Annotated in this window: 19 protein-coding genes; 11 read left to right on the forward strand and 8 right to left on the reverse strand. The window is 57.7% G+C overall.

Annotation, left to right across the window (positions count from 1 at the left end):
* Positions 1-107 precede the first annotated feature (107 nt).
* Positions 108-428: a small metal-binding protein SmbP gene (gene smbP, locus QLH52_RS22160; RefSeq protein WP_319962983.1), complete on the reverse strand. Its 321-nt coding sequence runs from the start codon at positions 426-428 to the stop codon at positions 108-110.
* 486 nt (positions 429-914) lie between these two features.
* On the opposite strand from smbP, the gene QLH52_RS22165 reads away from it, so the two are divergent.
* From QLH52_RS22165 to QLH52_RS22175, 3 genes are read left to right on the forward strand one after another with little or no spacing between them, the layout of a single operon-like run.
* Complete coding sequence (locus QLH52_RS22165) at positions 915-1,388, forward strand: (2Fe-2S)-binding protein (protein WP_319962984.1); 474 nt, start codon at positions 915-917, stop codon at positions 1,386-1,388.
* Positions 1,385-3,637, forward strand: a complete 2,253-nt coding sequence (locus tag QLH52_RS22170) for a xanthine dehydrogenase family protein molybdopterin-binding subunit (RefSeq protein ID WP_319962985.1) — start codon at positions 1,385-1,387, stop codon at positions 3,635-3,637. Before QLH52_RS22165 ends, QLH52_RS22170 begins: the two co-directional genes overlap by 4 nt.
* A gap of 43 nt (positions 3,638-3,680) precedes the next feature.
* The gene (locus QLH52_RS22175) at positions 3,681-4,820 is read left to right on the forward strand and encodes an XdhC family protein (RefSeq protein WP_319962986.1); all 1,140 of its coding nucleotides are present in this window, start codon (positions 3,681-3,683) and stop codon (positions 4,818-4,820) included.
* A gap of 48 nt (positions 4,821-4,868) precedes the next feature.
* Here the strand turns inward: QLH52_RS22175 and QLH52_RS22180 are convergent, their stop codons facing one another.
* The 5 genes from QLH52_RS22180 to QLH52_RS22200 are packed head-to-tail and all read right to left on the reverse strand — an operon-like array spanning position 4,869 to position 11,840.
* Positions 4,869-6,131 (reverse strand): condensation domain-containing protein, encoded by a 1,263-nt coding sequence (locus tag QLH52_RS22180; RefSeq protein WP_319962987.1) that lies wholly within the window; start codon positions 6,129-6,131, stop codon positions 4,869-4,871.
* Positions 6,128-7,006: an isochorismatase family protein gene (locus QLH52_RS22185; RefSeq protein ID WP_319962988.1), complete on the reverse strand. Its 879-nt coding sequence runs from the start codon at positions 7,004-7,006 to the stop codon at positions 6,128-6,130. Before QLH52_RS22185 ends, QLH52_RS22180 begins: the two co-directional genes overlap by 4 nt.
* Positions 7,003-8,640, reverse strand: a complete 1,638-nt coding sequence (locus tag QLH52_RS22190) for a (2,3-dihydroxybenzoyl)adenylate synthase (protein WP_319962989.1) — start codon at positions 8,638-8,640, stop codon at positions 7,003-7,005. Before QLH52_RS22190 ends, QLH52_RS22185 begins: the two co-directional genes overlap by 4 nt.
* The gene (locus QLH52_RS22195; protein ID WP_319962990.1) at positions 8,637-9,860 is read right to left on the reverse strand and encodes an isochorismate synthase; all 1,224 of its coding nucleotides are present in this window, start codon (positions 9,858-9,860) and stop codon (positions 8,637-8,639) included. Before QLH52_RS22195 ends, QLH52_RS22190 begins: the two co-directional genes overlap by 4 nt.
* Before the next feature lie 6 nt (positions 9,861-9,866).
* The gene (locus tag QLH52_RS22200; protein WP_319962991.1) at positions 9,867-11,840 is read right to left on the reverse strand and encodes a TonB-dependent receptor plug domain-containing protein; all 1,974 of its coding nucleotides are present in this window, start codon (positions 11,838-11,840) and stop codon (positions 9,867-9,869) included.
* A 157-nt stretch (positions 11,841-11,997) separates the two neighbouring features.
* Here QLH52_RS22200 and QLH52_RS22205 point away from each other — a divergent pair, with 157 nt between their 5' ends.
* The 8 genes from QLH52_RS22205 to QLH52_RS22240 all read left to right on the forward strand — a co-directional run bounded on the left by QLH52_RS22205 (position 11,998) and on the right by QLH52_RS22240 (position 21,105).
* Positions 11,998-12,978: a helix-turn-helix transcriptional regulator gene (locus tag QLH52_RS22205; RefSeq protein ID WP_319962992.1), complete on the forward strand. Its 981-nt coding sequence runs from the start codon at positions 11,998-12,000 to the stop codon at positions 12,976-12,978.
* 118 nt (positions 12,979-13,096) lie between these two features.
* Complete coding sequence (locus tag QLH52_RS22210; protein WP_319962993.1) at positions 13,097-13,897, forward strand: siderophore-interacting protein; 801 nt, start codon at positions 13,097-13,099, stop codon at positions 13,895-13,897.
* On the forward strand, positions 13,894-14,832 hold the full coding sequence (locus QLH52_RS22215; protein WP_319962994.1) for an ABC transporter substrate-binding protein: 939 nt from the start codon (positions 13,894-13,896) through the stop codon (positions 14,830-14,832). The genes QLH52_RS22210 and QLH52_RS22215 overlap by 4 nt, the downstream gene beginning before the upstream one ends.
* Positions 14,829-15,851 (forward strand): FecCD family ABC transporter permease, encoded by a 1,023-nt coding sequence (locus tag QLH52_RS22220; RefSeq protein ID WP_319962995.1) that lies wholly within the window; start codon positions 14,829-14,831, stop codon positions 15,849-15,851. The genes QLH52_RS22215 and QLH52_RS22220 overlap by 4 nt, the downstream gene beginning before the upstream one ends.
* On the forward strand, positions 15,848-16,831 hold the full coding sequence (locus tag QLH52_RS22225; RefSeq protein ID WP_319962996.1) for a FecCD family ABC transporter permease: 984 nt from the start codon (positions 15,848-15,850) through the stop codon (positions 16,829-16,831). The genes QLH52_RS22220 and QLH52_RS22225 overlap by 4 nt, the downstream gene beginning before the upstream one ends.
* A complete protein-coding gene (locus QLH52_RS22230) occupies positions 16,831-18,894 on the forward strand; it encodes an MFS transporter (protein WP_319962997.1) in 2,064 nt (687 codons plus the stop codon). Before QLH52_RS22225 ends, QLH52_RS22230 begins: the two co-directional genes overlap by 1 nt.
* Positions 18,891-19,691, forward strand: a complete 801-nt coding sequence (locus tag QLH52_RS22235; protein WP_319962998.1) for a 2,3-dihydro-2,3-dihydroxybenzoate dehydrogenase — start codon at positions 18,891-18,893, stop codon at positions 19,689-19,691. The genes QLH52_RS22230 and QLH52_RS22235 overlap by 4 nt, the downstream gene beginning before the upstream one ends.
* Before the next feature lie 292 nt (positions 19,692-19,983).
* The gene (locus QLH52_RS22240; protein WP_319962999.1) at positions 19,984-21,105 is read left to right on the forward strand and encodes an XdhC family protein; all 1,122 of its coding nucleotides are present in this window, start codon (positions 19,984-19,986) and stop codon (positions 21,103-21,105) included.
* A 254-nt stretch (positions 21,106-21,359) separates the two neighbouring features.
* Here the strand turns inward: QLH52_RS22240 and QLH52_RS22245 are convergent, their stop codons facing one another.
* Together QLH52_RS22245 and QLH52_RS22250 are read right to left on the reverse strand one after the other, a co-directional pair.
* The gene (locus QLH52_RS22245) at positions 21,360-23,561 is read right to left on the reverse strand and encodes a cytochrome-c peroxidase (protein ID WP_319963000.1); all 2,202 of its coding nucleotides are present in this window, start codon (positions 23,559-23,561) and stop codon (positions 21,360-21,362) included.
* A 192-nt stretch (positions 23,562-23,753) separates the two neighbouring features.
* Positions 23,754-24,587 carry a hypothetical protein gene (locus QLH52_RS22250; RefSeq protein WP_101052257.1) on the reverse strand — a complete coding sequence of 278 codons (834 nt, stop codon included), beginning with the start codon at positions 24,585-24,587 and terminating at the stop codon, positions 23,754-23,756.
* Between the last annotated feature and the right edge of the window lie 186 nt (positions 24,588-24,773).

Raw genomic sequence — 24,773 nt, forward strand, 5'->3', positions numbered from 1 at the left:
AAAAGCCCTTGAAACCGGGGCAAAACGCTTGAAACTCGATGTCATGACCGATTTCAACTCGAAAAAATCACTTACATCGTGGGTAAGGGGAAATATCGACGGGTTTTTCACCAGCCTGCTACGGCTTCTTCAGCATGTTTGGTGGCTACTTCGGCATGGTTTTGTTTGCCGTGCGCAATGGTTTCTTCCAGTGATTTTTTACCTGCGCTGATGTGTGCTTTGGCTTCTCCGGTGGCGGCGCTTTCCGCTTTATCGACGTGAGCCAGGGCTTTTTCCGCATGCTCCACCAATTGATCCGCATGGCCGGCTTTGCCGTGGGTTACGGCATGCTCGGCATGTTTTAAGGATTCGGCAGCATGTTCTTCGGCAAATACGCCGCTGCTGGCAATTAATAAGGCGCTGGCAATCAACGCTACAGTCGTTTTCATAATATCCCCCTGGGAAATGGTTAGTTAATTTACTATTTAAAACCGAATAATACTTAATGGTTTATTGAGGATTTTAAGTCTGAATAAACTTGTATATTTAGCGGTTTTAACAATACGAGATAATCCAATATCTGCTGTATCGCCTAATTACTTACTCAATTTATATGCCAGTTTTCAACTTGTTGTTTGCAAAGAAAAAATGATGATTTATAGGGGGTTTATGTGTTTGTCTGTCAGCAAAAGTTGCTGACTTGGTGTTGATATATCAGCTGTTTTCTGACTGGTGAGAGAGCTAGCCTGATTGCGATAAGTGACTTGTGTTCTTTTAAAGACTAGAGTTTTCTAATAAATGGCTTGGGATTCAACTGTTTACATGGCCTTTGTGTGTAAGCTGTACGCCAATCCTATATAGGTGCGAATTTTGCTTATCTATGGATTGCTACGAATGCGCGCCAGATAATTACAACTATCCAATCATCAAATCTTATGAGCAAATACACAGTCAACGTCAACGGGACACAACACACCGTGGATGTTAATCCCGACACGCCCTTGTTGTGGGTGCTGCGCGATCATCTCAATCTGGTCGGTACCAAATTCGGCTGCGGGATCGGCCAGTGTGGTGCCTGTACCGTGCATATCGACGGTCAGCCTAGCCGGGCTTGTCTGAAGCCGATTGCCCAAGTCGGCCAAAGCCGGGTCACCACGATAGAAGGTCTACATCCGACTGGCGAACACCCCTTGCAAAAAGTCTGGCAGGAGCTGGACGTGCCGCAATGTGGTTATTGCCAGGCCGGGCAGATCATGACCGCCGCTGCGTTGTTGAAAAAAAATCCCCGCCCGACCGACGCCGAGATCGATGCTGAACTGGCCGGCAATCTGTGCCGATGCGGGACTTATTTAAGGATACGCGCGGGCATACACCGCGCTGCTGAACTGGCTGTCAAGGAGTCGATATGAACGAATATGAATTGGAAAATGCCAGCCGCCGAGATTTTTTGCGCAAGTCCACGCTGGCCGGCGGTGGTTTGGTGCTGGGCTTTTATCTGAACGTCGCGGATAGTGCTGCCAAGCGTGTCGCCAAACCGGCCACTATTTCGGAAAGCAGCGTGTTTAAACCCAATGCTTTTATCCACATCGCACCGACCGGCAAGGTGACCTTGATCAGCAAGCAGCCGGAGATAGGTCAAGGCATCAAGACTTCGCTGCCGATGGTGATCGCCGAGGAACTGGAGGTGAATTGGTTGGACGTGCAAATCGTGCAGGGCGATCTGGACCCGATTTACGGCAGCCAAAGCGCCGGCGGTTCGCGCTCAACGCCGACCAACTACCAGGAGTTCCATAAACTCGGCGCTACGGCCCGAACCATGCTGATCCTCGCCGCCGCCGAAATCTTGCGGGTGCCTGCCAGCGAATTGCTTGCCAAGGATAGCGCCGTGCATCACCCACCTAGCGGTAAGCAACTTAGTTATGGGCAATTGGTGGAAAAGGCAGTGACGATACCGGTGCCGGCACCTGAATCGGTTAAGCTAAAAGACCCCAAGGACTATAAATTACTAGGTATGCGGATCGGCGGCGTCGATAATCCCGGCGTCGTCACCGGCAAGCCTTTGTTTGGTATCGACGTGCAATTGCCGGGTATGCTGTATGCCACTTATCAAAAATGCCCGGCCTTCGGCGGCAAGGTGGTCAGTGCCAATCTGGATAAAATCAAGACGCTGCCCGGCGTAAAACATGCGTTTATCGTCGAGGGCGGAACCAGCTTAAAAGGCTTGTTGCCCGGCGTGGCGATCGTCGCCGATTCCACCTGGGCGGCGTTCACGGCACGTAAGCAACTGGAAGTGGTTTGGGACGAAGGCCCGGCGGCCGCGCAAAGCTGGGCCGGCTTTAGCGCCAAGGCCAAGGAATTATCCGAGCAGGCCGGCAGCGAGGTGTTGCGTAACGACGGCAATGCCAAGCAAGCATTGGAAGACGCGGACAAAACCGTGGAAGCGGCCTACAGCTATCCGTTTATCTCCCACGCCAGCATCGAGCCGCAAAATTGTACGGCCTGGTTCAAGGACGGTGGCATCGAGATTTGGGCGCCGACGCAAAACCCGGAAGCCGGGCAGAAGATCGTCACCGAAACCTTGGGGATTCCGAAAGAGAAAATTACGCTACATATCACCCGTAGCGGCGGCGGTTTTGGCCGGCGTTTGATTCCAGATTACATCATCGAATCGGCGGCGATTGCCAAGCAAGTCGGCGTACCGGTCAAACTGACCTGGACTCGCGAAGACGATCTGCAACACGACCAATTCCGCGCCGGTGGCTTTCACTTTTTAAAAGGCGGCCTGGACGATAAAGGCAAGCTGATTGCCTGGCATAACCATTTCGTCACCTTTGCGCATAAAGTGGTCAAGGACGGCAAGGAAACCCTGGAACTGGGCAGCGGCGCCAATTTGTCCGGTGACGAGTTTCCCGGTCGCTGGGTGGAAAACTGTTTGCTGGAACAAACCCCGCTGGAGTGCAATATCCCGATGGGGCCTTGGCGGGCGCCACGCAGCAACGTGCTGGCCTGGGTGTTCCATAGCTTTATCGACGAACTCGCGCATGCCGCCGGTCGCGACCCGCTGGCGTTTCGTTTGGAGATATTGGGCGATAAAGGCTTTATCCCCGGCACCGGCCAGCAGGGCATTCCTTACGATGTGAATCGAATGAAGCATGTGTTGCAACACGTCGCGGAAAAAGCAGAGTGGGGCAAGAAAACTTTCCCGCGCGGTCAGGGGCAGGGCATCGCTTTTCATTTCAGCCATCTGGGTTACATCGCTCAGGTCGCGGAAGTCACGGTATCCAAAGACGGCAAGCTTAAGGTCGATAGAGTGGTGGTGGCTACCGACATCGGCGCGCAGATCGTCAATCTCAGCGGCGCGGAAAATCAGGTGCAAGGCTCGGTCATCGATGGACTGTGCGCATTGATGTTCCAGGAATTGAATATCGAAAAAGGTCGGATCGTACAAAGCAATTTTGGCGATTATCCGATGATCCGTATCGCCGATGCGCCTACCCGGGTGGATGTGCATTTTCTGAAAACCGATTATCCGGTCACCGGTTTGGGTGAACCGGCGCTGCCGCCGTTGGCGCCGGCAGTGTGCAATGCGATCTTCGCCGCCACCGGCGTGCGGGTCCGGCAATTGCCGCTGTTGCGTACCGATTTGAGCTGGAGTTGATATGGCTAGTACAATCGCCCAGACACCTGCAAGCGAGTAAATCATGGTCAATAACATCAACCACCTGCTAGAAGCTTACCGGCAATTGCAACGCGACCAGCAGGACAGCGTGCTGGCGACCATTATCGAAACCTTTGGCTCGACGTACCAAAAGGCCGGGGCGCGTATGCTGATTACCCAGACCGGGGAGTTAGTCGGTTTGCTGGGCGGCGGCTGCTTTGAAAGGGACTTGGTGGAGCAGGCCGGATCGGTGTTCGAAACCGGCGACGCCAAAACCCTGTTTTACGATATGCCTTCCGGAGAAGATGCGATTTGGGGTTTGGGCCTGGGTTGCAATGGCGCTGTTCGGGTTTTCTTGCAGTTATTAGAAGCCGAGCAAGATTTCAGTCCGTTGAAGCAACTGGTCGAAGCCGCCGAAGCGCAAGCGCATGGGGTATTGGTTACGGTGTTCGATTCCGCGCATGCGGATTTTCCGTCCGGCCGCAGCCAGTTCTTGCCGGCCGCCATCGTCGGGGAACAGCCGATATTATCCAGCGCGCCGTTCCCCTTCGCCACAGCGGCGCTGCAAACGGCCTTGCAACAAAAACCGCGCATCGAAACTCATCCGCTTGACGGCCTGGACATCAAAGTCTTTTACGACCCGGTGCAACCGCCCTGGCAGTTGCTGATATTCGGCGCTGGTGCCGATGCCATACCGCTGGTGAACTACGCCAAATCCTTGGGGTGGCGCGTGACCTTAGTCGATCACCGACCCGCACACATCAAACCGGAGCGTTTTCCTTTAGCCGATCAATTATTGCATCTGACTCCGGAACAGGTGGCGGCGCAGCTGGATTTAAATCGCTTCAATGCCATTATGCTGATGACCCACAACGTCGAATACGACCAACGCTACCTGCAAGCCATCGTGCATTGCCGAGTGCCATTTATCGGTCTGCTGGGTCCGGCGCATCGCAAACAACGGTTACTCCAAAGCCTGGGCGACGATGCCGCGCTGATAGCCGAACGGGTATTCGGTCCGGTCGGTTTGGACATCGGCGCGCAAACGCCGGAAGAGATTGCCTTGTCCATCGTGGCCGGCATTCAGGCCCAGCTTAACGGCCGTAGCGGCTTGCAATTAGGCTATGACGTAGTCGCTATCAAGCATGAATGCAGCCATAGCCAAGCCCAGTCAATTCGGTGAGGCCGGAGTATAAGGTTAAATTTGGGTTATGCGAGCGGGGCCTGACGACTAAGACGACTCCAACGCTTGCGCCAGATAATCGGTTATGCCGAGCCAATGTTTGCGCAACGTTGGCTCGTCGTAATTTTCCTCGCGCCCATCCAGATCAAGGACAATAGCATCGCCTCGGGCCATGAACACCGCAGCCAGATCTTCCACCGGCCCTGCCGCCAAGGTATGAGTGAGGGCTCGGCAGGGTCCGAAACGAGACGGTGGCTCGAATGGCATGACATTGATTTCGGTGCCCAGTAGGCCGCGCGGATAACCGGCATCTTCCAGATCGAATTCCAAATGCTCGAAACGGTAACGTTGATGTGGTCTATGTCGGGCTAAATCCCGGCGCAGGCGGCGAGCCGCATTGGCTAGATCCAGTTCTTCGACCTGCCGGAGTGGCAAGGGCATGACGTTCATGGCGCTGCACGGAGTGCGGGCAACCGCCCCCGACGCGCGCAGCATCGTAGTCAGGCCCAGTACCGTGTCGTGACCGTAACCGTATCGGGCCAAATAGCCGGCAAAACCGGCAATCAATAACTCCGGCCAACTCAATTCCAGCTCCAGCGCACGGCGATTAAGGCGCAGGCACACCGCATCCGGCAAGGCCCCGCTGAATCGGCGGCCGCGGCCGATTCCGGGCGTGGGATGGGGTGACAGGGACTTGGGTTGCAACCCGGCTAGTTCGGCGAGCCAATATCGGCGGTCGTCCTCACGATCAAACGAATTCTGATAGGCCTGATCGGCTTCCAAAACGGCGTCCAGGGTGCCAAAAGCTCCCGCTGCCAACGGTTTGCCGGATAGCAGCGCTTCGTAGTAAACGGCAACTCGCCGTGCAATTAGCTGGAAGCCGTAGCCGTCCAGCAGCAGGTGGTGCGCGCGATGTAGCCAAACGTGGCGCTCAGCCTCCCGGCGATAGAGCTTATGCTCATAAAGATAGCCGGCGGCGGGATTGAAGGCTTGTTGTAGTTGCCCGAACAGTTCGGCCATGAATGCCGTCTGGCTAAGCTGTTCGGCGGGCGCTACCGCCAAAGTCGGCGGGCTATGCTCGACGCGCTGCTGCCGATAGGCCCCTTCCATCTCGACGATGCGGACCTGCAGCGCGTCAGCTTCGCGCAACGTAGCCTTTAGGGCTTGTGTAAACAATTCGTAATCGAGTGGGCCGTCTAGTTCGGTGTATTCGGCGGCATAAAAGACGCTGGCTTCGCCGGCGAGTTGTTGGCCAAGCAGGACGCCTATCTGTGCTTGGGTTAAGGGCAGGCCGGGTTGATCGCGTATCATGGTCTTTCTGCCTTCACGGTGGCGTAGTCCTGCCACAAAGCGTGCCAGGCTCGCAGTGTCGGCAAGGGCGCCAACTCTGCGAACTCGGCAGCGAATCCGCGTTGGCGCCAACGCTGCATCAATGTCATCAGCGCCAGCGAATCCAAGCCCATCAGCAATAGATCGTCGTCATCGCCCAATAGAGCCGGGTTGATTGCCATCGCTTCCGCAATTTCGCGACGTAATGCGTCCAGGCTGGGACTAAGCGATTCCAAAGCGGCCATTGCATCGCGGCTGCTGAGAACGCATGCGCAACGCCCGGCGGCATAGTGCAAGGCTTGTTCGTGCTCCTCGCGCGAAAAATCGGCCAGCGCATCGCCAACCAAAAAGGCTTGGATATCCAGCATGAAGGCTTCCGCCGCCGTCATCAGACAGCCAATATGCGCATAGACGCCGCAAATCACTAGCTGATCGCGCCCCAGCGCGCGCAGGTGCGTCTCCAGGTCGCTGCGCTTGAAAGCGCTGTAGCGCGCTTTCGGGAACACTGTGTCTTCCGGGTTGGGTGCGACAGCATCGACAATACGTTCCAGCGCCGGATCGTTCGCTAAGCCAGGCCCCCAAAAATCGTTGAGTAGCCCGCGCTCGGTCGGCGTCTGCCCGCCGCGTTGCGCGGTGTACATAACCGGCATGCCGGCAGTGCGGCAGGCGGCGATCAGGTCGGTGCAGTTGCGCAGCAGCGCCGGGATCGGCGGCTGGGATGGTTCGAAAAAATCCAGGAAATACTGTTGCATGTCGTGCACGAGTAATACGGCACGGCGCGGGTCCAAGCGCCAGTTCGCTTTTCCGCTGGGCAGTTGTTTTGGAAGGTCGTATGGCGGGATGCGGGGTATGCTCATGTCGGTGTTCGTGTCAGGTTAAGCGCCAGCGCCCGCAGCTGCGGTTTCGCAATTTTGCCTGGCGCGGTAAGCGGTAAGCGGTCGATGAATTCGATTCGGTCGGGAATTTTATGTGCGGCCAGTCCGCAATGATCGCGTAAGTACAATTTCAGCCCTAGCGCGATTCGCGCCGGCGCTTCGTCCGAATCCGGCTCGGCCAATTCGACGAAGGCGCAACTGCGTTCGCCCAGACGTTCGTCCGGTATAGCCACCAGCGCCGCGTTGCGTACGCGCGGATGGCTGAGCAAATGCTGCTCCACTTCTGCGGCGGCAATCTTTTCGCCCGCGCGGTTGATTTGATCTTTGCTCCGGCCCATCACCTGTAAACTGCCATCGGCGCGGCGCCTGACCAAATCGCCGGTACGATAAAAACCGTCCACGGTAAATGCCTTGCGGTTATGCTCGTCGGCGCGCCAATAGCCTCGAATGGTATAGGGACCGCGGGTCAGCAGATGGCCGGTCTCGCCGTCGGCCAGCACTCGGTCCTCGTCGTCGACTATGCGGATCTCGTCGCCGGGCGACATAGGCCGGCCCTGGGTTTCCAGAACCACATCGGGATCGTCGTCCAGCCGAGTGTAAGTGACCAAACCCTCGGCCATGCCAAATACCTGCTGCAGTGCGCAACCGAACACCGGTTTAATGCGGGCGGCGACTTCCGCTGCCAGACTGGCGCCGCCCACCTGGACCAGGCGCAGACTGCCAAGCGGCGGACGCAGACTTGTAGCGCGCTCCAGCCACGCCAAAAGCAGCGACGGCACCAATGCTAAATGGCTGACCGCTTCGGCGGCGATCAGCGTAAAAGCTGCGTCCGGCTCGGGTCGAGTCAACAACACGATGCGGCCACCGGAATATAAGGTGCCCAGCGTGCCGGGCGAACTTAACGGAAAGTTGTGTGCGACAGGCAAGGCCGCCAGATACACGGTAGCGGCGTCGAAACCGCAAATATCCACACTGGTCCTGACACTGTAAAGATAATCGTCGTGCGTGCGCGGAATCAGCTTGGGTGTTCCGGTACTGCCGCCGGAAAGTTGTAACAGCGCTACCGCTGCTGGGTCCTGGTCCGGCAGCGCCAACGGCTTCACATAAAGGCTTTGCAAAGGTACGAATTCCTCCGCCGCGCCAGCCACGATCACGTGGCGCAAACACGGTGCCAATGCCAGTGTTTCCCGCGCTAGCAAGCGGTAATCGTATCCGTCGTGGCGATCCGGTATCACGTAGGCGGCGGCTTCGGCCAGCTGGCAGAACGCGGCGATTTCGGCGCGACGATGCCCAGGCAGCGCCAGCACCGGGATCAGACCGAGGCGAAAACAGCCAAAACACACCGCAAAAAACTCGGCGATGTTGGGTAATTGCACCACTACACGTTCGCCGGTGCGCAAACCCAATTGCGCAAACCCGGTCGCCAACTGATCGGCCCGTTCGTCGAGCTCGCGGTACGACCAGCGCCGCGCGCCGCAGACCAATGCGATACGTTCACCGTAGCGCTGCGCCGATTCGCGTAACAAAGCGCCCAAGGTTTGGTTTTGCCACCAACCCTGTTCGCGATAGGACCTGACCAACTCGTCCGGCCACGGCGTGAAATCGGATGCCGTCATACGCCATCCCCCTGCAGTGCGTCCAGCAAGGTGCGAAATTTGGCCGAGGTTTCGGCCACTTCCCGCCAAGGTTCGGAATCCGCGACGATGCCGGCGCCGGCGAATAGCTTGGCGCGATTGGCTTCGATTTCCGCGCAACGTATCGTCACTGCCCATTCACCGTCGCCGTTGGCGTCGCACCAGCCCACCAGGCCGGTGAACAGGCCGCGATCAAAGTCTTCCAATTGCTCAATGGCTTGGCGAGCCAGATCGCGTGGTTCGCCGCATACGGCCGGTGTCGGGTGCAAGGCTAGGGCCAAGTCAAAGGAGCTGGGGGCATAGTGGCTTAATTCTCCGCAGATCCGAGTGGAAAGATGCCAGACGCGGGGCGTCGCAATCAACTCCGGAACCGGCGGCACCTCTAGGGTGCGGCAATAGGGCCGCAAGGTGTCCGCTACGGCAGCCACCACTAGCGCGTGTTCGTGGCGGTCCTTGGCAGAGTGCAACAAGCGGCGGGATCGCGCCAGATCCTCGCCAGGGTCGATGCTGCGCGGTTCGGTACCGGCAATTGGATTGGCCAATACCTGTGTGCCTTTGCGCCGCAACAATAGTTCAGGACTGGCACCTATCAAGCGGCGGACACCTCCCGATACAGTGGGCAAATCGACGGCAAAGGTGTAACCGGCTGCATTGCGCGCCGCCAGATTGCGTAACACGCCGGCCTGATCGACATCGCTCTCGCCCACCACTTCCAGCATTCGGGACAGCACGACTTTTTTTAAGGCCGATTGCCGTATCAAGTCCAACGCTTGTTGCACCTGTTGGGCATAGACCGCCGGTGTTGGCCGCTCTTGAGTTACAGAATTGCGTATGGTCGGTTTCGTCCTGGCTATTGCGTGGCGCGTGAGGCGGTCCGCCGTTGCCATTTGCTGGGGAATAAACAATATCGGATCGGCTTCGGGAGCAAACGGCAGTGCGCCCACCGCAATAGCCGGCGTATCGTCTTTTTGCCCAACATCGGTGAGCAAACGTTGCAGAGCGTCGGCTGTTGGCTCTCCGGGACGGCGGCTTAGACGAGCTCGGATGCCGCTACCAAGTAGGGTACGCTCGGGAGAGTCCAAGAAAAAACTGGAGCCGGCGCCATAGCGATGCAGCAGCTCAATTGCCGTGGGCTGCTCGTTGCCCATCCGTTCGGTGGTGGCGGTGTTTACGGAAAATAACTGACTCGTGTCGGTATACATAGGGGTTCAGAACTCCAGTCTGGTTGAAACTAGTACGCTACGGCCGGGATTTTGCAGCGGCGTAATGAATCCGACTGCGGTACCGGCGGTGTAGCGATCGGTATAGTCTTCATCGGTGAGATTGTTGACTTCGGCGCGCAGCGTCAGGCCGCGGTAAAAATTCGGCTGCCATTGGGCAAATACGTTGTAGGTGTGATAGCCGTTGAGATCGCGATTACCCGAATCCTGTGCGAAGCGGTACTTCAGGGCGATTTCCGAACTTACCCCGGTTTTTATCCCTAGTTCCGGCCACGCATAGGCGGCGTGCAGCTTGATGATTTCGCCGACGGGCGAGCCTAAGTAGAACGCCAGTGTGCCGAGTTGAGAATGATCGTAGCTGACTTCGGTATTGGTGTAATGCGCGCCGAAATCGGCATTTGCGCGTTGATAGCCCACGCCTAGATTCAAGCCTTCGGTTTTGACTGCCGGGCCGTTAACCCGGACGAAACTGTCGTCGCCCTCTTGATACGCCGGCGTATTTTGGATTCGGGTCGAAAACACTTCGCCCTCAAACTTGACGCTTGCCAAGCGGTAACTGAGCCCGGCCTTGGCGTTGGTGGAGCGTTGCGCCGCAAGATCGGCGGAATAAGCCGAATACGGCATGGTGTGGAAGAGTGCTGCTTCGGCCAGTTGGATGCCGCCGAAGACATAGGAATAACTGCCGTTCAGCGTCAAGTCCGGCAAGGGTGTGATGCCGATAGACACGTTGGGGCTGGCACCGGTATTGTCGAACAGTTTCCGGTCTACCGATTCGAATTCTTGAGAATCAAGACGGACGCCGCCGGAAAATTTAAGCAAGTCGGCTGGCTCACCGCGTAATTGCGCGAATCCGCCTAAATTTCGGGCTGTTTCGGTCATCGAAGCATCGCGAAAGTTATCGGTTAGCGCCCGATCCTGATAAAAATCCATGCCGGCGCTGAGTTCGCCCAACGGCGTTTTGACGCGGTTCAACGCCGTCGCCCCGACGCTTTCGATGGTGGAATCGAAATAGCCGGGACGAAATCCGCCGTTCCGATTCGGTCGGGAAAGCGAGGTATCGTTATAGTAAAAACGTACCTCCGGATCGTAAAACTTGCTCGGCTGCCGGGTGCTGTACTTGAAGTTGGCGGTATTGCGGTTGAAGATATTTTCCGACAATAAGGTCTGACCACGCACTGCGGCGAAATTGGCGCGGAACGGTCGAATTTCGTCGTCCGAAAGATGCTGAGCCGAGGCCTCGAAACGGTGTCCACCCTCCGCGGTGTAGGCTAGTTTTCCCAAAGCGCTCAACAGATTGGTGCCGGTGCCCTGGACTGGATCACCATTGCCGGCATCGTAGTTGCCGCCTTCGGCGTGCGAGGCATAGCCCATGGCTTCGACATCGCGATAACGCCCGTAGGCAGCGCCGGATTTGGTAAAGGTGTCTAGGTTGCTGGCGAAGCCGCCGCTTAAAAACGCACCGTAATCCCGTCCGGGCTGCAACATGTCATCGACGTCTTTGGTTTCGTAGCGCAAAGAGCCACCTAGCGCGCCGGGGCCGGCGTCCGCCGCTGCTACGCCGGCATCCACGCTGACCGCTTTTAGCACGCCGGGGTCGATCAGCAGGTTGGCGTTGTGATGCCATATATTGTTGACCTGCCGGGCACCGTCGATCTGTACGTTGAGATTGGTTTCCTCGATGCCGTTGACAAACACCTTTTGAGAAGTCGCGGTAGGGCCGCCGACGCCGACCGAGATATTTTTTTCGAATACATCCTTGATCGACGTCGAGGGTGTGTCTTCCACCGTTTCGGTGTCTTTATCAGTTTTGACCGCTTTACCGGTCACGTTAATCGTGTCCATGACGACAGTTTTATCCGTGTCCGCTTCATTTGAGCCAGCCACCGAGTATTCGGTTGCCGCGAGTAAAAAGAAAGTTAAGGGGAGGGTAAGTTTCGAACCGACAGGGGAGCTGGTTTTCATGATTGGTCTTCAAATAAGAATGATTTACATTAACATTAGTGGCTGCTATTATCCGACTCAAAGCAAATACGTGCGTTTGCGGGGGAACCGGATTCCTTTGCGGGCCGCGCAGATGAAGGCTTGGAACATCATTCATGAATCACTCGGGCAGAATCCTATGAATCGGCTATCAACTATCACCTCATCCAAGATCGATTGCTCGGCCCTGTCGCGACCGGGTCTAAGCACCCCTGGAGGTGCGGCTGTATCCTTGGCTCCCAGCGGCTCCCCCATAGTAAGTGGTCGGCTGCGGGAGTTTCAGCTGCAGCCGGATTTGTCGCTTTACGCCTCAGATGTGCGAGACGAACTCGATATGGAAGTGACGGGAATGTTGCAGCCGGGGTTGTTGATCGTGTTGCCGCTAGCTGGCGAAGCGGATGTAAGCTACGGCGATCAACGTTTTCTGCTAGGCGCAGGCGGCGATCGTCGCGGACTGGTCGTCGCTTTAAGTCGGCGCGAGTGCTTTTCCCGTCAGTTGCGGCGCGGCGCCCGGCGGAAGGTGGTGAGTTTGGCATTCGGTACCCGTTGGCTGGCCGAGCACGAACACGTACTATCCGCACACCCGGGGCTGAACCACTTGCGCGGTACCCATCTGGCGGCACAACAGTGGCGATTGTCTGCGCGCTTGCGGACTTTGGCGGCTAGCGTGTTCGAATTGTGCGCCTCCGGCACACCGCTGATGAGCCTATGCTTGGAAAGTCGCTGCTTGGATATCGCCGCCGAGTCTTTGGCGGCGCTGACGGACGGCCACCGGGAGCCGGAGTGCGTGCTTAGGCCGCGCGAACGGCGGCGATTGGCCGAATTTTGCGCCTTTCTCGATAGCGGAGAAGGCGACGGCTGGTCGATGCAGGCCTTGGCCGAGCGCATCGGCATGAGTCCCAGTACCCTGCAGCGCTACTTTCGCCAATACACCGGTAGTAGTGTGTTCGCGTATCAGCGTCGCCGGCTGCTGGAAAATGCGCGCCACGCATTGGAATGCGACGGTGTCAGCGTCAGCGAAGCGGCGCATTTGGCCGGTTACACCAACGCCGGCAATTTCGCAACGGCTTTCCGGCGCCAATTTGGCACTCCCCCCGGCAGCTTGCGCGCTCGTTGTTAAGCTATCTTTGCAAAAAATGCATGCTGTTTTGCCAGCCGTTCAATCCACGGCCCCGCGTCCCAGTTAGCCCGTGGCCGACCGTATAATCCCACGTCAGCTTAACCACTCGATTTTTTGCATGACGACCCTTAGTACGCATCGTAGCCGATTTACCCGCGTTCCTCAGCGCTTAACTGTACGGGAAACACTCAGATTAGGCCCGCGTTTACGCCGAATCCGTTTTCATGGCGAGGCCTTGCAAGACATCGTTCATGCTGGGCCAGGCGCGCATCTCAAATTGCTGCTACCTGTTTCAGGCGCGAACTCGACCGGCGACGCGCAGTGGCCGGACGGCTTCCGGTCCGTAGCGCGTGCCTATAGCCTGCGCCGCGTCGATTTTGCCGAGAATTTGCTCGATGTCGATTTCGTGCTGCACGGCGACGAGGGTCCCGGTTCGCGCTGGGCCATCCGTGCCGCAATCGGCGACATTATTGGTCTTGCCGGCGTGGGCGGTCCCCCGTTGTCGAGTGCCGCGGCCGATTTTCATTTGTTGGCCGGCGATTTAACCGCCCTGCCGGCTATCGCGGCGGTGCTGGAAACCCTACCGGCCACGGCAATCGGAGCGGCCTTGATCGAAGTGCCTGACGCGGCGGATCAACTGGTGTTGCAGCATCCGCCGGGCGTGCAGTTGCACTGGCTGCATGCGCGCGCTTCGAGCCAGTTGACGGGCGCCGTCCGCCAAATCCGTTGGCTGGCGGAGGCAAGGGTATTCGCGACGATAGCCGGCGAGAGTGCATCTGTGCTCGCCATTCGCCAATACCTGCTGCGCGAACGAGGTTTATCCCCCGCGTCTCTTTATACAGTGCCCTATTGGTGTCGGGGGTGGAGTGAAGAGGATTACCACGACGAGCGGCACCGCTGCATGGATGGGAATACATGAAAAGACGTATGTTTAGGGTAAGGATTGTGCTGATATTACTATTAGCAGCATGCGATGGCCCGCCGCCGGCTACGCCGGAACAGGGGGCTCGTGAGTTAATCGATGCCATCGGCCGACCGGTAAGCGTGCCACAAGCGGCGCAACGTGTGGTGGCATTGAGCGAGTTGGATTTGGACGCCGCGCTGGCGCTTGGTCTGCGGCCCGTCGGTGCCAGCAACGGTCGCGGCAGCCAGCACCCGCCGCGCTATTTGGGCGAACGGGTGAATGGGATAGACAGCGTAGGTGATTTCGCCCAGCCGTCTTTGGACCGCATCGTCGCGCTACGCCCGGATTTAATCTTGGCCGGCGGTCAGAGCGATCCCGCATTCCTGGAGCAATTACGCGCGATTGCGCCGACCGTAGTCAGCTTTTATCCTGGTGAACACTGGCAAGACAGCGTGAGGCGTATTGCGGATGCGGTGGGTCGGCAGCAGGCCGGCTCGCAAGTACTCGAAGAGTATCGTACGCTGACTGCCCGCCTGCGAGAGCAGCTGAAAGCGCACTGGGGTGAATCGGTGAGCATTGTTAGACTTACGCCTAACGGCCCCATGTATATGCTGGGCGATGCGTTTGCCGGGCGGGTTCTGACAGATTTGGGTTTGACTCGGCCTCCTGCCCAACGTCAACCCGGTGCCGGACATGGAGCGCCGTTAAGCAGGGAAGTATTGGCCGACATCGACGGCGATTGGTTGTTCATCGGTAATTTTGCACCGGATCCGCGCGGCGTCGCTGCCTTGCGAGACGAACCGGCTTTTGCGGAATTGCGGGCAGCGCGGCTGCATCGAGTGCGCGAAGTGGATGCGGCTTTATGGACGGTCATCGGTGGTCCGCTGGCTGCCAAAACGCTCCTTGAAGATGTGGTATCGGCATTTGACGCGATGGAGAGCGGATCGTGAAGGCGCCTAAAGCCGCCCTTTTAGGTGTTCTGTTGCCACTTTCCGTGCTGTTGTTGGCCTTCGCATCGTTAAGCTTTGGGGCAGGTGGTGTCGGCTGGCAAGACAGTCTGCATTGGCTGCTACGGGCGTCCGGCGACGCCCATGTCGATCTGGTACTGGGCGAATTGCGGCTGCCCCGCCTACTCAAGGCCTTGGCCCTGGGTGCGGCATTGGGCGCAGCCGGGGTTTTGTTGCAGACCGTTACGCGCAATCCACTCGCTGAAACCGGATTGTTGGGTGTCAACAGTGGCGCCGCACTTGGAGTGGCACTCGGTATCGCTTGGTTTGCTGGGCAAAGTCCTGGTGCGCAGATCGGCTGGGCATTGGGTGGGGCAAGCTTGGGCAGTCTTTTGATCTTGCTGTTGGCGCGTGCCGGCGGCGGCCAGTCATCGCCTTTACGGCTGGTGTTGGCCGGATTGGCGCTCACCGCCACCTGCCATAGTCTGACGGCGTGGCTGGCCTTGGTCAGCACCGCCAATCTGGATCGTTATCGGTTTTGGTTGCTGGGTTCCTTAGCCCATCCGCATGCCGGCTTACTTTGGCCCGGCCTAGTGCTGATAAGCGTCGGTTTGACGGCGGCCATGGCGCTGGTGCGCCCGTTATCGGCGCTGACCTTGGGCGATGATCTGGCGCGCGCGCTGGGTCAGAGACCCGCTCCGGCTAGGGTGGGGGCGGTGGTGGTCGTGGCACTGTTGACCGGCACAAGCGTAGCACTTGCTGGCCCTATTCCGTTTTTGGGATTAATCGCCCCGTATTGCGCCAGAACGCTGGCTGGAGTGACGATCGCCTCCCAACTTCCCTATTCTATTTTGCTGGGGTCCGCGCTGATGCTGTCGGCTGATTTAAGCTCGCGCTTGTTGCTTGCCCCGTTCGAAGCGCCAGTTAGCGCCGTATTGGCCGGCATCGGCGCGCCCTTGCTGATCTGGATGGTAAATCGCGACGCCACACTGGGCTTAATGCCGGCCGGAAGTGAGCGATGACCAAGGCTGCTCGCCGCCTAGCGCCCATACCGCTATTGCTGGTGCTGGCGTATGCCGCGCTGGTTGCCGGCACGCCACGCTTGTCGGCATCGCAAGTGTATGCCGGCTTGTTTGGCCCAGGGTCCGACTGGCTGTTCACGCTGGTCACGCAATTTCGCTTGCCGCGCTTATGTGCGGCACTCGTGGTTGGCATCGGGCTCGGCGCCGCCGGCGCCCTATTGCAAAACTTGACGCGCAATCGCTTGGCCAGTCCCGATGTTTTGGGAATCAACGATGGTGCGTTACTGGCGTTGGCCCTGAGTTTGATGCTAAACCCGTCCGGTTTGTTGGCCCCGTGGTGGTGTGCGGTGGCGGGTGCGCTGATCACCGCTGTATTCACCTTGCTGGCCGCCGGCGGCGTGGGTACGCGCGGTTACCGGGTCCTCGTGGTCGGGCTGGGCATTGCCAGTTTACTGCGCGCCGGCTTTGACATTGCCTTGGCGACATTGTCCATCTTCCATGCCACCGGTCTGTATGCGTTTAGTGTCGGAAGTTTAGCCGGGCGCGCCTGGCCTGTGGTCAAGGTGGCTTCGGCGCTGCTCGGCATCTTGCTGACTGCCTGTTGGGTCATCTCCCGCGCTTTGGTGCTGTTATGTCTGCACGACGACAGTATTCGCGGTTTGGGGGTCAATTTAGGTCAGCTGCGCTTTACCGTGCTGATGCTGGCCGCTGCGCTGGCGGGCGTCGCGGTGGGCGTCGGCGGGCCTATTGGTTTCGTCGCGCTCGCCGCGCCGATGCTGGCACAGCGGTTGTCGCCGGACGGCGGCATACCGGTATGGTGTTCCGCCAGTATCGGCGCGGTACTGGTCACAGCCGCAGACTTGCTTGGGCGCATAGCGGCCGCGCCGGTCGAAGTGCCCGTCGGCGTCGTATCCGGTTTTTTGGGTGGTCCTTTTTTATTGTGGTTGTTGATGCGGCCGAAAGCTTATGGAGCCGGGTAATGTTGGAGTTTCGGGTTGACCAAGTAATCGCCGGCTATGGTGCGGAACCCGTATTGCGCGACCTCAGCCTGCAAATTCCGGCCGGACGGGTGACCGCCATTGTCGGCGCCAACGGCTGCGGCAAGAGCACCTTGCTGCGTTGCCTGGCTCGTCTGCATCAAGCCGATTCAGGATGTATCCAGCTGGGCGAAGACGATTTGCGACTATTCTCGACCGCCGACTTGGCACGTAGCGTGGGTTTTTTACCGCAGTTTCCGCAAGCGCCGGTCGGACTGAGGGTAAACGATTTGCTAGCGTTGGCACGCCACCCGCATCGGCATTGGATGGCGAGCTGGTCTGCGGAAGACGAGGCCGCCCGTTGCGAAGCCTTGCGTCTTACCGATCTGACGGAATTGGCTGGACAGCCGTTGGACAAGCTTTCCGGCGGGCAGCGGCAACGCGCGTGGATAGCGATGATGCTGACGCAGTCCACGCCGGTCCTGCTGCTGGATGAACCCGGCAGTATGCTTGATCCCGGGCACCAGCTGGAATTGATCGCCTTGTTGCGGGCGTTGGCGGATGCCGGTCGCACCGTGGTGGTGGTAATGCACGACCTAATTGCCGCGCGCCATGCGGATTGGTTGGTGGCCTTGGATAACGGCCGACTAGCGGCCCGCGGTTCCCCGGTGGATGTATTGAATCCGGTTTTATTGCGGCAGCTTTACGGCATCGATAGCCATATCCTGACCGCACCCGACGGTACACCTGTCGTCGTGCCGGTAAGACAAGCCGATTTGCCGTTGCCGCAAGCGCAGCCTTTGCCAGTGAGCATGGCTTCGGTCGGTCCGTTCGCCGAAGTGTCGGCTAGCGTGGCGGAGCGTCGTTTAGTGCTGTTGTTTGCGGTACTTCAATTCACCCTTTTACTTGATTATATGGTGCTGATGCCGCTGGGCGCGGCGCTGATGCGCGACTTCGACATGGGTCCGGCGCGCTTCGGATCCCTGGTTGGTGTCTATACGCTGGCCTCGGCGCTGACCAGTCTGCTCGGTGGTCGATGGATTGATCGCGGCGACCGCAAGCGCACCTTGTTGGCCTTGTACGCCGGATTTGTGGTCGCCACGCTGGCTTGTGGTTTTGCGGGGCAATTCGGCGAATTACTGGTCGCGCGGGCGTTGGCGGGTGCTTGCGCCGGGTTGATGAACGCAACCATGATGGCGATGATAGCCGACAGCATCGAGCCCGAGCGCCGTGGCCAGGCCATCGGTACCATTATGTCGGCCTTCGGCGTGTGTGCCGTGATCGGTGTGCCCTCCGGCCTGGGATTGGCGGCGTTGGGCGGCTGGCGAATTCCTTTTTTAGCGGTTGCGGCACTGTCTGCCTTGTGGTGGCTAAGATTGTACCGGGCCTTACCCCGAGCACCCGTTAGCGTCGGCGCCGGGCGCGGGAGTTTGCGTTCGCCGGCACTGGCCTTGGGTTGGGTGTTGAGCTTTTGCATCGTTTTTGCCGGTTTTCTGATCGTGCCTTATCTGGGCGCGCACTTGAACGGCACATTGGGTGTTGATTTACGTGATTTGTCCTGGATTTATCTTTGCGCCGGATTGGCGACTTTCGTAGTGGCGCGAGCTATTGGCCGTGCGGTGGATCGTTTTGGTTCCGCCGGGATTCTGGCTGTATTGATGGTCGCCAGCATCATTCCGCATCTGTGGTTGACTCAGTTACAACCGGGGCCATTATGGCAAACGACGGCGGTGTTTGTGTTGTTTATGGCTTTAACCTCCACTCGGTCTATTCCGGCCTCGGTTTGGCTGATTGGCAGAGTGCCGCCACCGTTGCGGGGACGCTACATGGCGGTGAATACCGCGAGCACCGAGGCCGCATCCGGTTTAGCAGCCGGGTGCGCGGGCTGGATGACCGGCGGGGATGGCGCCGTATTGCAGCATTTTGATCGCGTCGGCTGGCTGGCGGCAGGTGTCACCTGCGTGAGCTTGTGCTTGCTGGCCGGCTTACACCGTTTCGGCGCGTCGCAGGGGGCATCGACAACCAAGGCGGATCGTCTTACGCCGGTTGCCTCGGCCGAATCATGAAATCGGCAAGACAGTCGTCACCTAGCGCCGGATTCGGTCCGCGCCCCGGTATTGCATTGGTAAGCGGTGCCGCGCGCGGCATCGGCCAGGCGGTAGCCGCTGTGTTGGCCGGCGAGGGCTTGACCGTGGTTGCGGCCGACATCGACGCCGACGCCTTGTGTAAGGTTTACGAGTCGATGCCGGGGCTATATCCGCTGGCGCTGGATTTACGCGACCGCGCCGGCATCGAGGCCGCGATCGCCGGCGTGGAAGCGGAAATCGGTGAAATCGACTATCTGGTGAATGTCGCCGGCGTGCTGCTTCCCGGTCATGGAGTGGATGCCAGTGACGAGGACTGGCTGGAAAGCTTTGCCGTAAACTGTCATGGTGTATTTGCGCTAAGCCGCGCGGTAGCTCGTCGGATGCGCGAGCGGCGGCGCGGGGCTATCGTGACGGTTGGTTCCAATGCTGCATCGACGCCGCGGACCGGTATGGCGGCCTACGCTGCATCCAAGGCAGCCGCCGCCCAATTCACCCGTTGTTTGGGCTTGGAACTGGCGGAATACGGCATTCGTTGCAATCTGGTGTCGCCGGGCTCGACCGAAACCGACATGCAGCGCCGCTTCTGGCGCGCTGGTGCCGGTAGCGCCGCGCAAGTCATTGAGGGCTCCTTGGCGCAACATCGGCTGGGCATTCCGCTCGGCAAACTGGCCCAACCGGACGATATAGCTCACGCTGTGGCATTTCTGTTGTCGGATCGGGCCGGACATATCACCCTTCAGGATTTAGTGATTGATGGTGGGGCGACGTTAGGTTAACGGCAAAATAGTCCGCGTGTGGTCACGATGAATTGCCCGTAAGAAGTTTGGAAATCGAGCGGTTCGTCTGCGCGCAAAGTGGTATGGCGGTCCCGACGCTGATGGCTACGAATGTCCGATATGAGCGAAGCTGTTTAACCTAAATATAAACCGAGAAAATGACGCCGGTGGTGTGCAATGCGATCTTCGCCGCCACCGGCGTGCGGGTTAGGCAGTTGCCGCTATTGCGTACCGATTTGAGCTGGAGTTGATATGGCTTACAATCGCCGGCAGACCCGCAAGCGAGTAAATCATGGCCAATAACATCAATCATCTGCTCGAAGCCTATAGGCAATTGCAACGCGACCGGCAGGATAGTGTGCTGGCGACCATCATCGAAACCTTTGGCTCGACCTACCAAAAGGCCGGGGCGCGGATGTTGATTACCCAAACCGGGGAGTTGGTCGGTTTGCTGGGCGGCGGTTGTTTCGAACGGGATTTGGTGGAGCAGGCCGGATCGGTGTTCGAAACCGGCCATGCCAAAACCGTATTTTACGATATGCGTTCCGGGGAAGACGCGATTTGGGGTTTGGGCCTGGGTTGTAACGGCGCGGTTAGGGTGTTGCTGCAATTATTAAAAGCCGAGCAGGGTTTCAGTCCATTGAGTCAGTTGCTGGAAGCCGCCGAAGCTCAAGCGCATGGGGTATTGGTTACGGTGTTCGAGTCCGAGCATGCGGATTTCCCGGCAGGGCGCAGCCAGTTTTTGCCTGCGGCCATCGTCGGCGAGCAGCCAATTTTACCTAGCGCGCCGTTTCCCTTTGCCACGGCGGCGCTGCAAACGGCTTTGCAGCAAAAACCGCGCATCGAAACTCATCCGCTTGACGGCCTGGACATCAAAGTCTTTTACGATCCGGTGCAACCGCCTTGGCAGTTGCTGATATTCGGTGCCGGTGCCGACGCGATACCGCTGGTGAATTGCGCCAAATCCCTGGGGTGGCGCGTGACCTTAGTCGATCACCGGCCCGCGCATATCAAACCAGAGCGTTTTCCTTTAGCCGATCAATTATTGCATCTGATACCGGATCAGGTCGCGTCCCAACTGGATTTAAATCGCTTCAATGCCATTATGCTGATGACCCATAACGTCGAATACGACCAACGCTACTTGCAAGCCATCGTCCAGTGTCGGGCGGCGTTTATCGGTCTGCTGGGTCCGGCGCATCGCAAACAACGATTACTGCAAAGCCTGGGCGACGATGCCGCGCTGATAGCCGAACGGGTATTCGGCCCGGTCGGTTTGGACATCGGCGCGCAAACCCCGGAAGAGATTGCCTTGTCCATCGTGGCCGGCATTCAGGCCCTGCTTAACGGCCGTAGCGGCTTGCAACTGGGGAAAGAGCCGGTTGCGATCAAACATGCTTGCAGCCCTGGATAATGTGCATGCCGGCGACTGAGAATGCCTCAGCGCTGAGCGTGTACAAATTACGGGAATGATTTATTGCGGCTTTTTGCCGATAAATAGGGGCTATTTTCTAAGAATCCCCCTTTTCAGAAGCCGGTGTTGGCTAGTTTTCTTGCCATGCATAACGGTGTGGCTTAGGTAAGGCGCTGTTATTACCTTTTTTAGCCTTGCATGGATTGGAAGTCACCGGCTTTAGCCGGTGACTGTGGGCTGAAATTTAAACCGCGTTAGGGTGCCAAATACGCTTCGAAAGGCTGTATCGGTGATGAATTGCCTTGGGCGCCAACCGCGTCAATGGTCAGAAATTCATCTTTACCCAGAACGGCTCCCAGCGGATTACCGCCGCTTACTGTCTGCTCCACGCCAACGTGGCCGTGGGGTATTTTGATTTCGGGGTGATCAAAGGGGGCTTTTTCGTAGCGGACTCTGTCATCGGTCAAGGTTTTCAGGAAGGCGATCAGGTCGGCGCGGTTTTGCGCATCCAGTTGTAGATTGGGCTGCGGAAATACCCGAGTAACTTGTTTGCTGTCGTAGGCAAAATTTCCGCCTCGCGAATAAAATTCGATCGCTTGTTCCAGGGTGGCCATGCTGCCGTTGTGCATGTATGGTCCGGTTAACTCGATATTGCGTAGCGAGGGGATTTTAAATGTCGAGTCGACAGACGCTACCATTTTCCGGGTATTGGGCTTGTTCAACTCCGCTAAGGCGGCAGCGGTCGTGGGCAAAAAGGCATTGTTTGCGGGCAGGAAACAGTTCTCCGTGCTTTGTGGCTGGGGTCTTATGCCGTCGGTGATGGTAAACAAGCTCGGCAGTGAATAAGGCAGTTTGATATTTAGGGCAAGGGCTTCCTGAAAATCGCACGCTCTCACTTTAGTGACATCTTCATCCAGTGCAGCGGCATTATTGCCCGCCAAATGTTGTAAATATTGTCGGCTGAACGATAGCGGGTTGCCAAAGTCGTCGACGCCGCCTGCGCCAATATCGGCCGTTTCTTCGGTGACGCCTGTGGAAGAAAAGCCGGTATCGAAAAATGCGGTGACTGGGGTGTTTTTGATAAGCAATGGTATGCGATTGACCACATTGGTGGATGCGCTGATGAAGAAAGTCGGTTCACCGAAGGCTTCCGGATGGGTTTTGGCAATGGCCGCATTGGCGTTGATCGACGCCGCGCTGAAGTTGGGTCCTAAATGGCAGAGCGCGCACTGATTTTTTCGGAATTGTTTTAAGCCGTTCAATTCCGACGCGCTGAGTTCTATGGGTTGATTGCCAGTGTCGCGGGCGCTGTTGTCGAAGGGCGATTCGTCCGAAATCAATGTGCTTTCATAGAGTTGGATGGCCAGGCCAAAGAACATGCCAAAGTTGGCTTCGGTTTGATTATAGGGCGCAAACCCTTTGGGGGCCGGAATTGGCGGGTTACCGCTGTACGACCAGTATTTGGGATTGAATGCCTGCATGATCAGCAGCTTATACAGAGTGTTCGTGCCGGGTTTGCTATTGAGGCTGTAAGGTCCCAATACACTGTCTTCAGGATGTACTTTTTGGTTTTGCAACGGGCGGCGTAACAGCAGCTTTCTACCGAGTTCCATCAAGGTCCGGTTGCGGCAGGCCATTTCGGTAGTGTTTTGTGGCGGAGCTACCGCTAATGACGCCAGCGAGGAATTGATTAAATGCAGGCGCTGCTTAATTAGCGTCGTGGCGTTCTGTTTTACCCAGACGCCGGCGTCGGGATCTCGGTCGCCCCAAGGGCTGCTGCCGTTAAACACATTGTTGGCGCGGCCGTCCCAAAAATTGCGATGATTAAACACCGCATTGATCACGCTGGGCGCATTGCGCGGCGTGACTTTGCGGGTGCCGACCGCGCCGGCATGAAACAGGCTGTCCACGCTGCGGCTGCAGGTGTCGTTAGGCGCTGTGTAGCGGTCCACGGCTCTGAATTCACCACCGAAAGTACCGGACGAGCCGACTACATTGTCGGTGTTGTAGAGGACCGCAGAATGTTCTTGGAATGGATCTTCCCGTTGATGTAGCGGAAAGTCGCCAATGCTGAGGGTGTGATTGGGTCCCAACGATGCACCCGTCATGGCATTGCTGAATGTTTGATCGCTTAAAGGGCTGGATTGGCCGCCCGGAGCAAGCTGATTTTTTACTCTGCCGTCGGCGCCGGCGTGGAAGTGGCAGGACGCACAGGCCATGCCGTCGCTACCCACGTTAGTGTCCCAGAACAGCGCTTTGCCCAAGGCAATCGCGGCATTCTTGTTGACGACAATAGGGTCCGGGCCGTCCAGTAGTCCGGGAACAGGCGGAACGGGCAAATGCTTCAGGCTTATCGGCATGGGCCCTAGTGCCAATTCGACCGCGGCGGCGCTGAAACTGAGCAGTACACCTCCGGCTAAAACAATCGCTAATTGGCTATGACGAAACAATGTCATGGTGAAACTCCACTGAGAAATGGTTGGTTGGCAACAAATACGGCCAAAACGCCCGCATCAGCGGGCTCAAGCTATAAAAAAGGCCGATAAACCACACAGCGTAATTTATCGGCCATCCTTATTCCTTTGGCGAAGTCCCTCGCCAAGCTTCCTTTTTTTATAGGAACATCGGCTTATGTGCTGGGTGTTGGCTTACGCTTTAGCGTTGCGTTTGCCTCTGCCTATAAAGCCGGCCAGTGCCGTGCCGAACAGCCAGACAGCGGAGGGTACTGGCACCGCCGCCGGTGTGTAGGTAGAAGGGGCGGCCGACGCGGAAATGTTCAAAGAGATGCCGGCACTGCTTCCGAGGACGTCTGCACCGCCGACGAACACGGCATACCAGCCAGCTTGCAAGTCGTTCAGTGTCAAGGTCGCGAATCTTTTGGTGTTGGCAAAAGCAGGGTTGCCGGTGACGCCTATAGTGCCGGATACGCCGGTTTCATACAGATTGTCGATACTGACATCGTGGGCGCCGGAGTCGATGACGCCGCCGAAAGAGTTAACGTAGTTTTTGCTTGAGGAACTGACGTAGCCCAGGGTTTCGACAATGCCGTCCGCGCCGGTTGCCCACATAATGCCTGGATCGCCGGCTTGGCCGACCGAGTTAAATTTGTGAATTTGGCCGGTTAGCTCAGCCGGTGTATCGACGCCGACCGTTTCACCCGAATAAGCCACATTGGTTCTGAAAATTGAAAAGGCCGGAAAGTTTGCGGCGGACGAACGCGCGTCGACAGTCACGGATTGGGCTGATGAGCTCAAATAGAAGTTGGTAAATGCACCTTGCATGCCCCAACCATCATTGGACAGAGACGGATTGCCCGCGAAGCCCAAATTGCTGGAATTAAAACTAGGGTTTGAGATGCTGGTGCCCAGCTCGAGAGTGTTATCGGCGCCTGACCAAGCCGCCGTCGCAGGTTGAGCAACGGCAAGGGTTAGCGCGGCGGACGATAGGGTGATTTTAAAAATAGTTTGTAAATCGATGTTCATTTTTGAGTGTCTCCAATATCTACCACATCGTTGTTTACGATTGTGGTAGATTTAAGTTGCTGTTTAATTTGGATTTGTCTGAGTATTTCGGGCCTGGCAGCCAAAAGATAGACATCTCCAAAGGGTTTAGACATGCATTGCGAGGGGTGAGTCGACAGCTGATGTCGGCTGACCTTTTCGCTCTTG

The sequence above is a fragment of the Methylomonas defluvii genome, from assembly GCF_033949435.1.
Taxonomy (GTDB): Bacteria; Pseudomonadota; Gammaproteobacteria; order Methylococcales; family Methylomonadaceae; genus Methylomonas; species Methylomonas defluvii.

What these genes read in the sequence shown, in the direction of transcription:
- smbP (WP_319962983.1), bottom strand. Translation starts at nt 428, where the DNA reads ATGAAAACGACTGTAGCGTTGATTGCCAGCGCCTTATTAATTGCCAGC.
- QLH52_RS22165 (WP_319962984.1), top strand. Translation starts at nt 915, where the DNA reads ATGAGCAAATACACAGTCAACGTCAACGGGACACAACACACCGTGGAT.
- QLH52_RS22170 (WP_319962985.1), top strand. Translation starts at nt 1,385, where the DNA reads ATGAACGAATATGAATTGGAAAATGCCAGCCGCCGAGATTTTTTGCGC.
- QLH52_RS22175 (WP_319962986.1), top strand. Translation starts at nt 3,681, where the DNA reads ATGGTCAATAACATCAACCACCTGCTAGAAGCTTACCGGCAATTGCAA.
- QLH52_RS22180 (WP_319962987.1), bottom strand. Translation starts at nt 6,131, where the DNA reads ATGATACGCGATCAACCCGGCCTGCCCTTAACCCAAGCACAGATAGGC.
- QLH52_RS22185 (WP_319962988.1), bottom strand. Translation starts at nt 7,006, where the DNA reads ATGAGCATACCCCGCATCCCGCCATACGACCTTCCAAAACAACTGCCC.
- QLH52_RS22190 (WP_319962989.1), bottom strand. Translation starts at nt 8,640, where the DNA reads ATGACGGCATCCGATTTCACGCCGTGGCCGGACGAGTTGGTCAGGTCC.
- QLH52_RS22195 (WP_319962990.1), bottom strand. Translation starts at nt 9,860, where the DNA reads ATGTATACCGACACGAGTCAGTTATTTTCCGTAAACACCGCCACCACC.
- QLH52_RS22200 (WP_319962991.1), bottom strand. Translation starts at nt 11,840, where the DNA reads ATGAAAACCAGCTCCCCTGTCGGTTCGAAACTTACCCTCCCCTTAACT.
- QLH52_RS22205 (WP_319962992.1), top strand. Translation starts at nt 11,998, where the DNA reads ATGAATCGGCTATCAACTATCACCTCATCCAAGATCGATTGCTCGGCC.
- QLH52_RS22210 (WP_319962993.1), top strand. Translation starts at nt 13,097, where the DNA reads ATGACGACCCTTAGTACGCATCGTAGCCGATTTACCCGCGTTCCTCAG.
- QLH52_RS22215 (WP_319962994.1), top strand. Translation starts at nt 13,894, where the DNA reads ATGAAAAGACGTATGTTTAGGGTAAGGATTGTGCTGATATTACTATTA.
- QLH52_RS22225 (WP_319962996.1), top strand. Translation starts at nt 15,848, where the DNA reads ATGACCAAGGCTGCTCGCCGCCTAGCGCCCATACCGCTATTGCTGGTG.
- QLH52_RS22230 (WP_319962997.1), top strand. Translation starts at nt 16,831, where the DNA reads ATGTTGGAGTTTCGGGTTGACCAAGTAATCGCCGGCTATGGTGCGGAA.
- QLH52_RS22235 (WP_319962998.1), top strand. Translation starts at nt 18,891, where the DNA reads ATGAAATCGGCAAGACAGTCGTCACCTAGCGCCGGATTCGGTCCGCGC.
- QLH52_RS22240 (WP_319962999.1), top strand. Translation starts at nt 19,984, where the DNA reads ATGGCCAATAACATCAATCATCTGCTCGAAGCCTATAGGCAATTGCAA.
- QLH52_RS22245 (WP_319963000.1), bottom strand. Translation starts at nt 23,561, where the DNA reads ATGACATTGTTTCGTCATAGCCAATTAGCGATTGTTTTAGCCGGAGGT.
- QLH52_RS22250 (WP_101052257.1), bottom strand. Translation starts at nt 24,587, where the DNA reads ATGAACATCGATTTACAAACTATTTTTAAAATCACCCTATCGTCCGCC.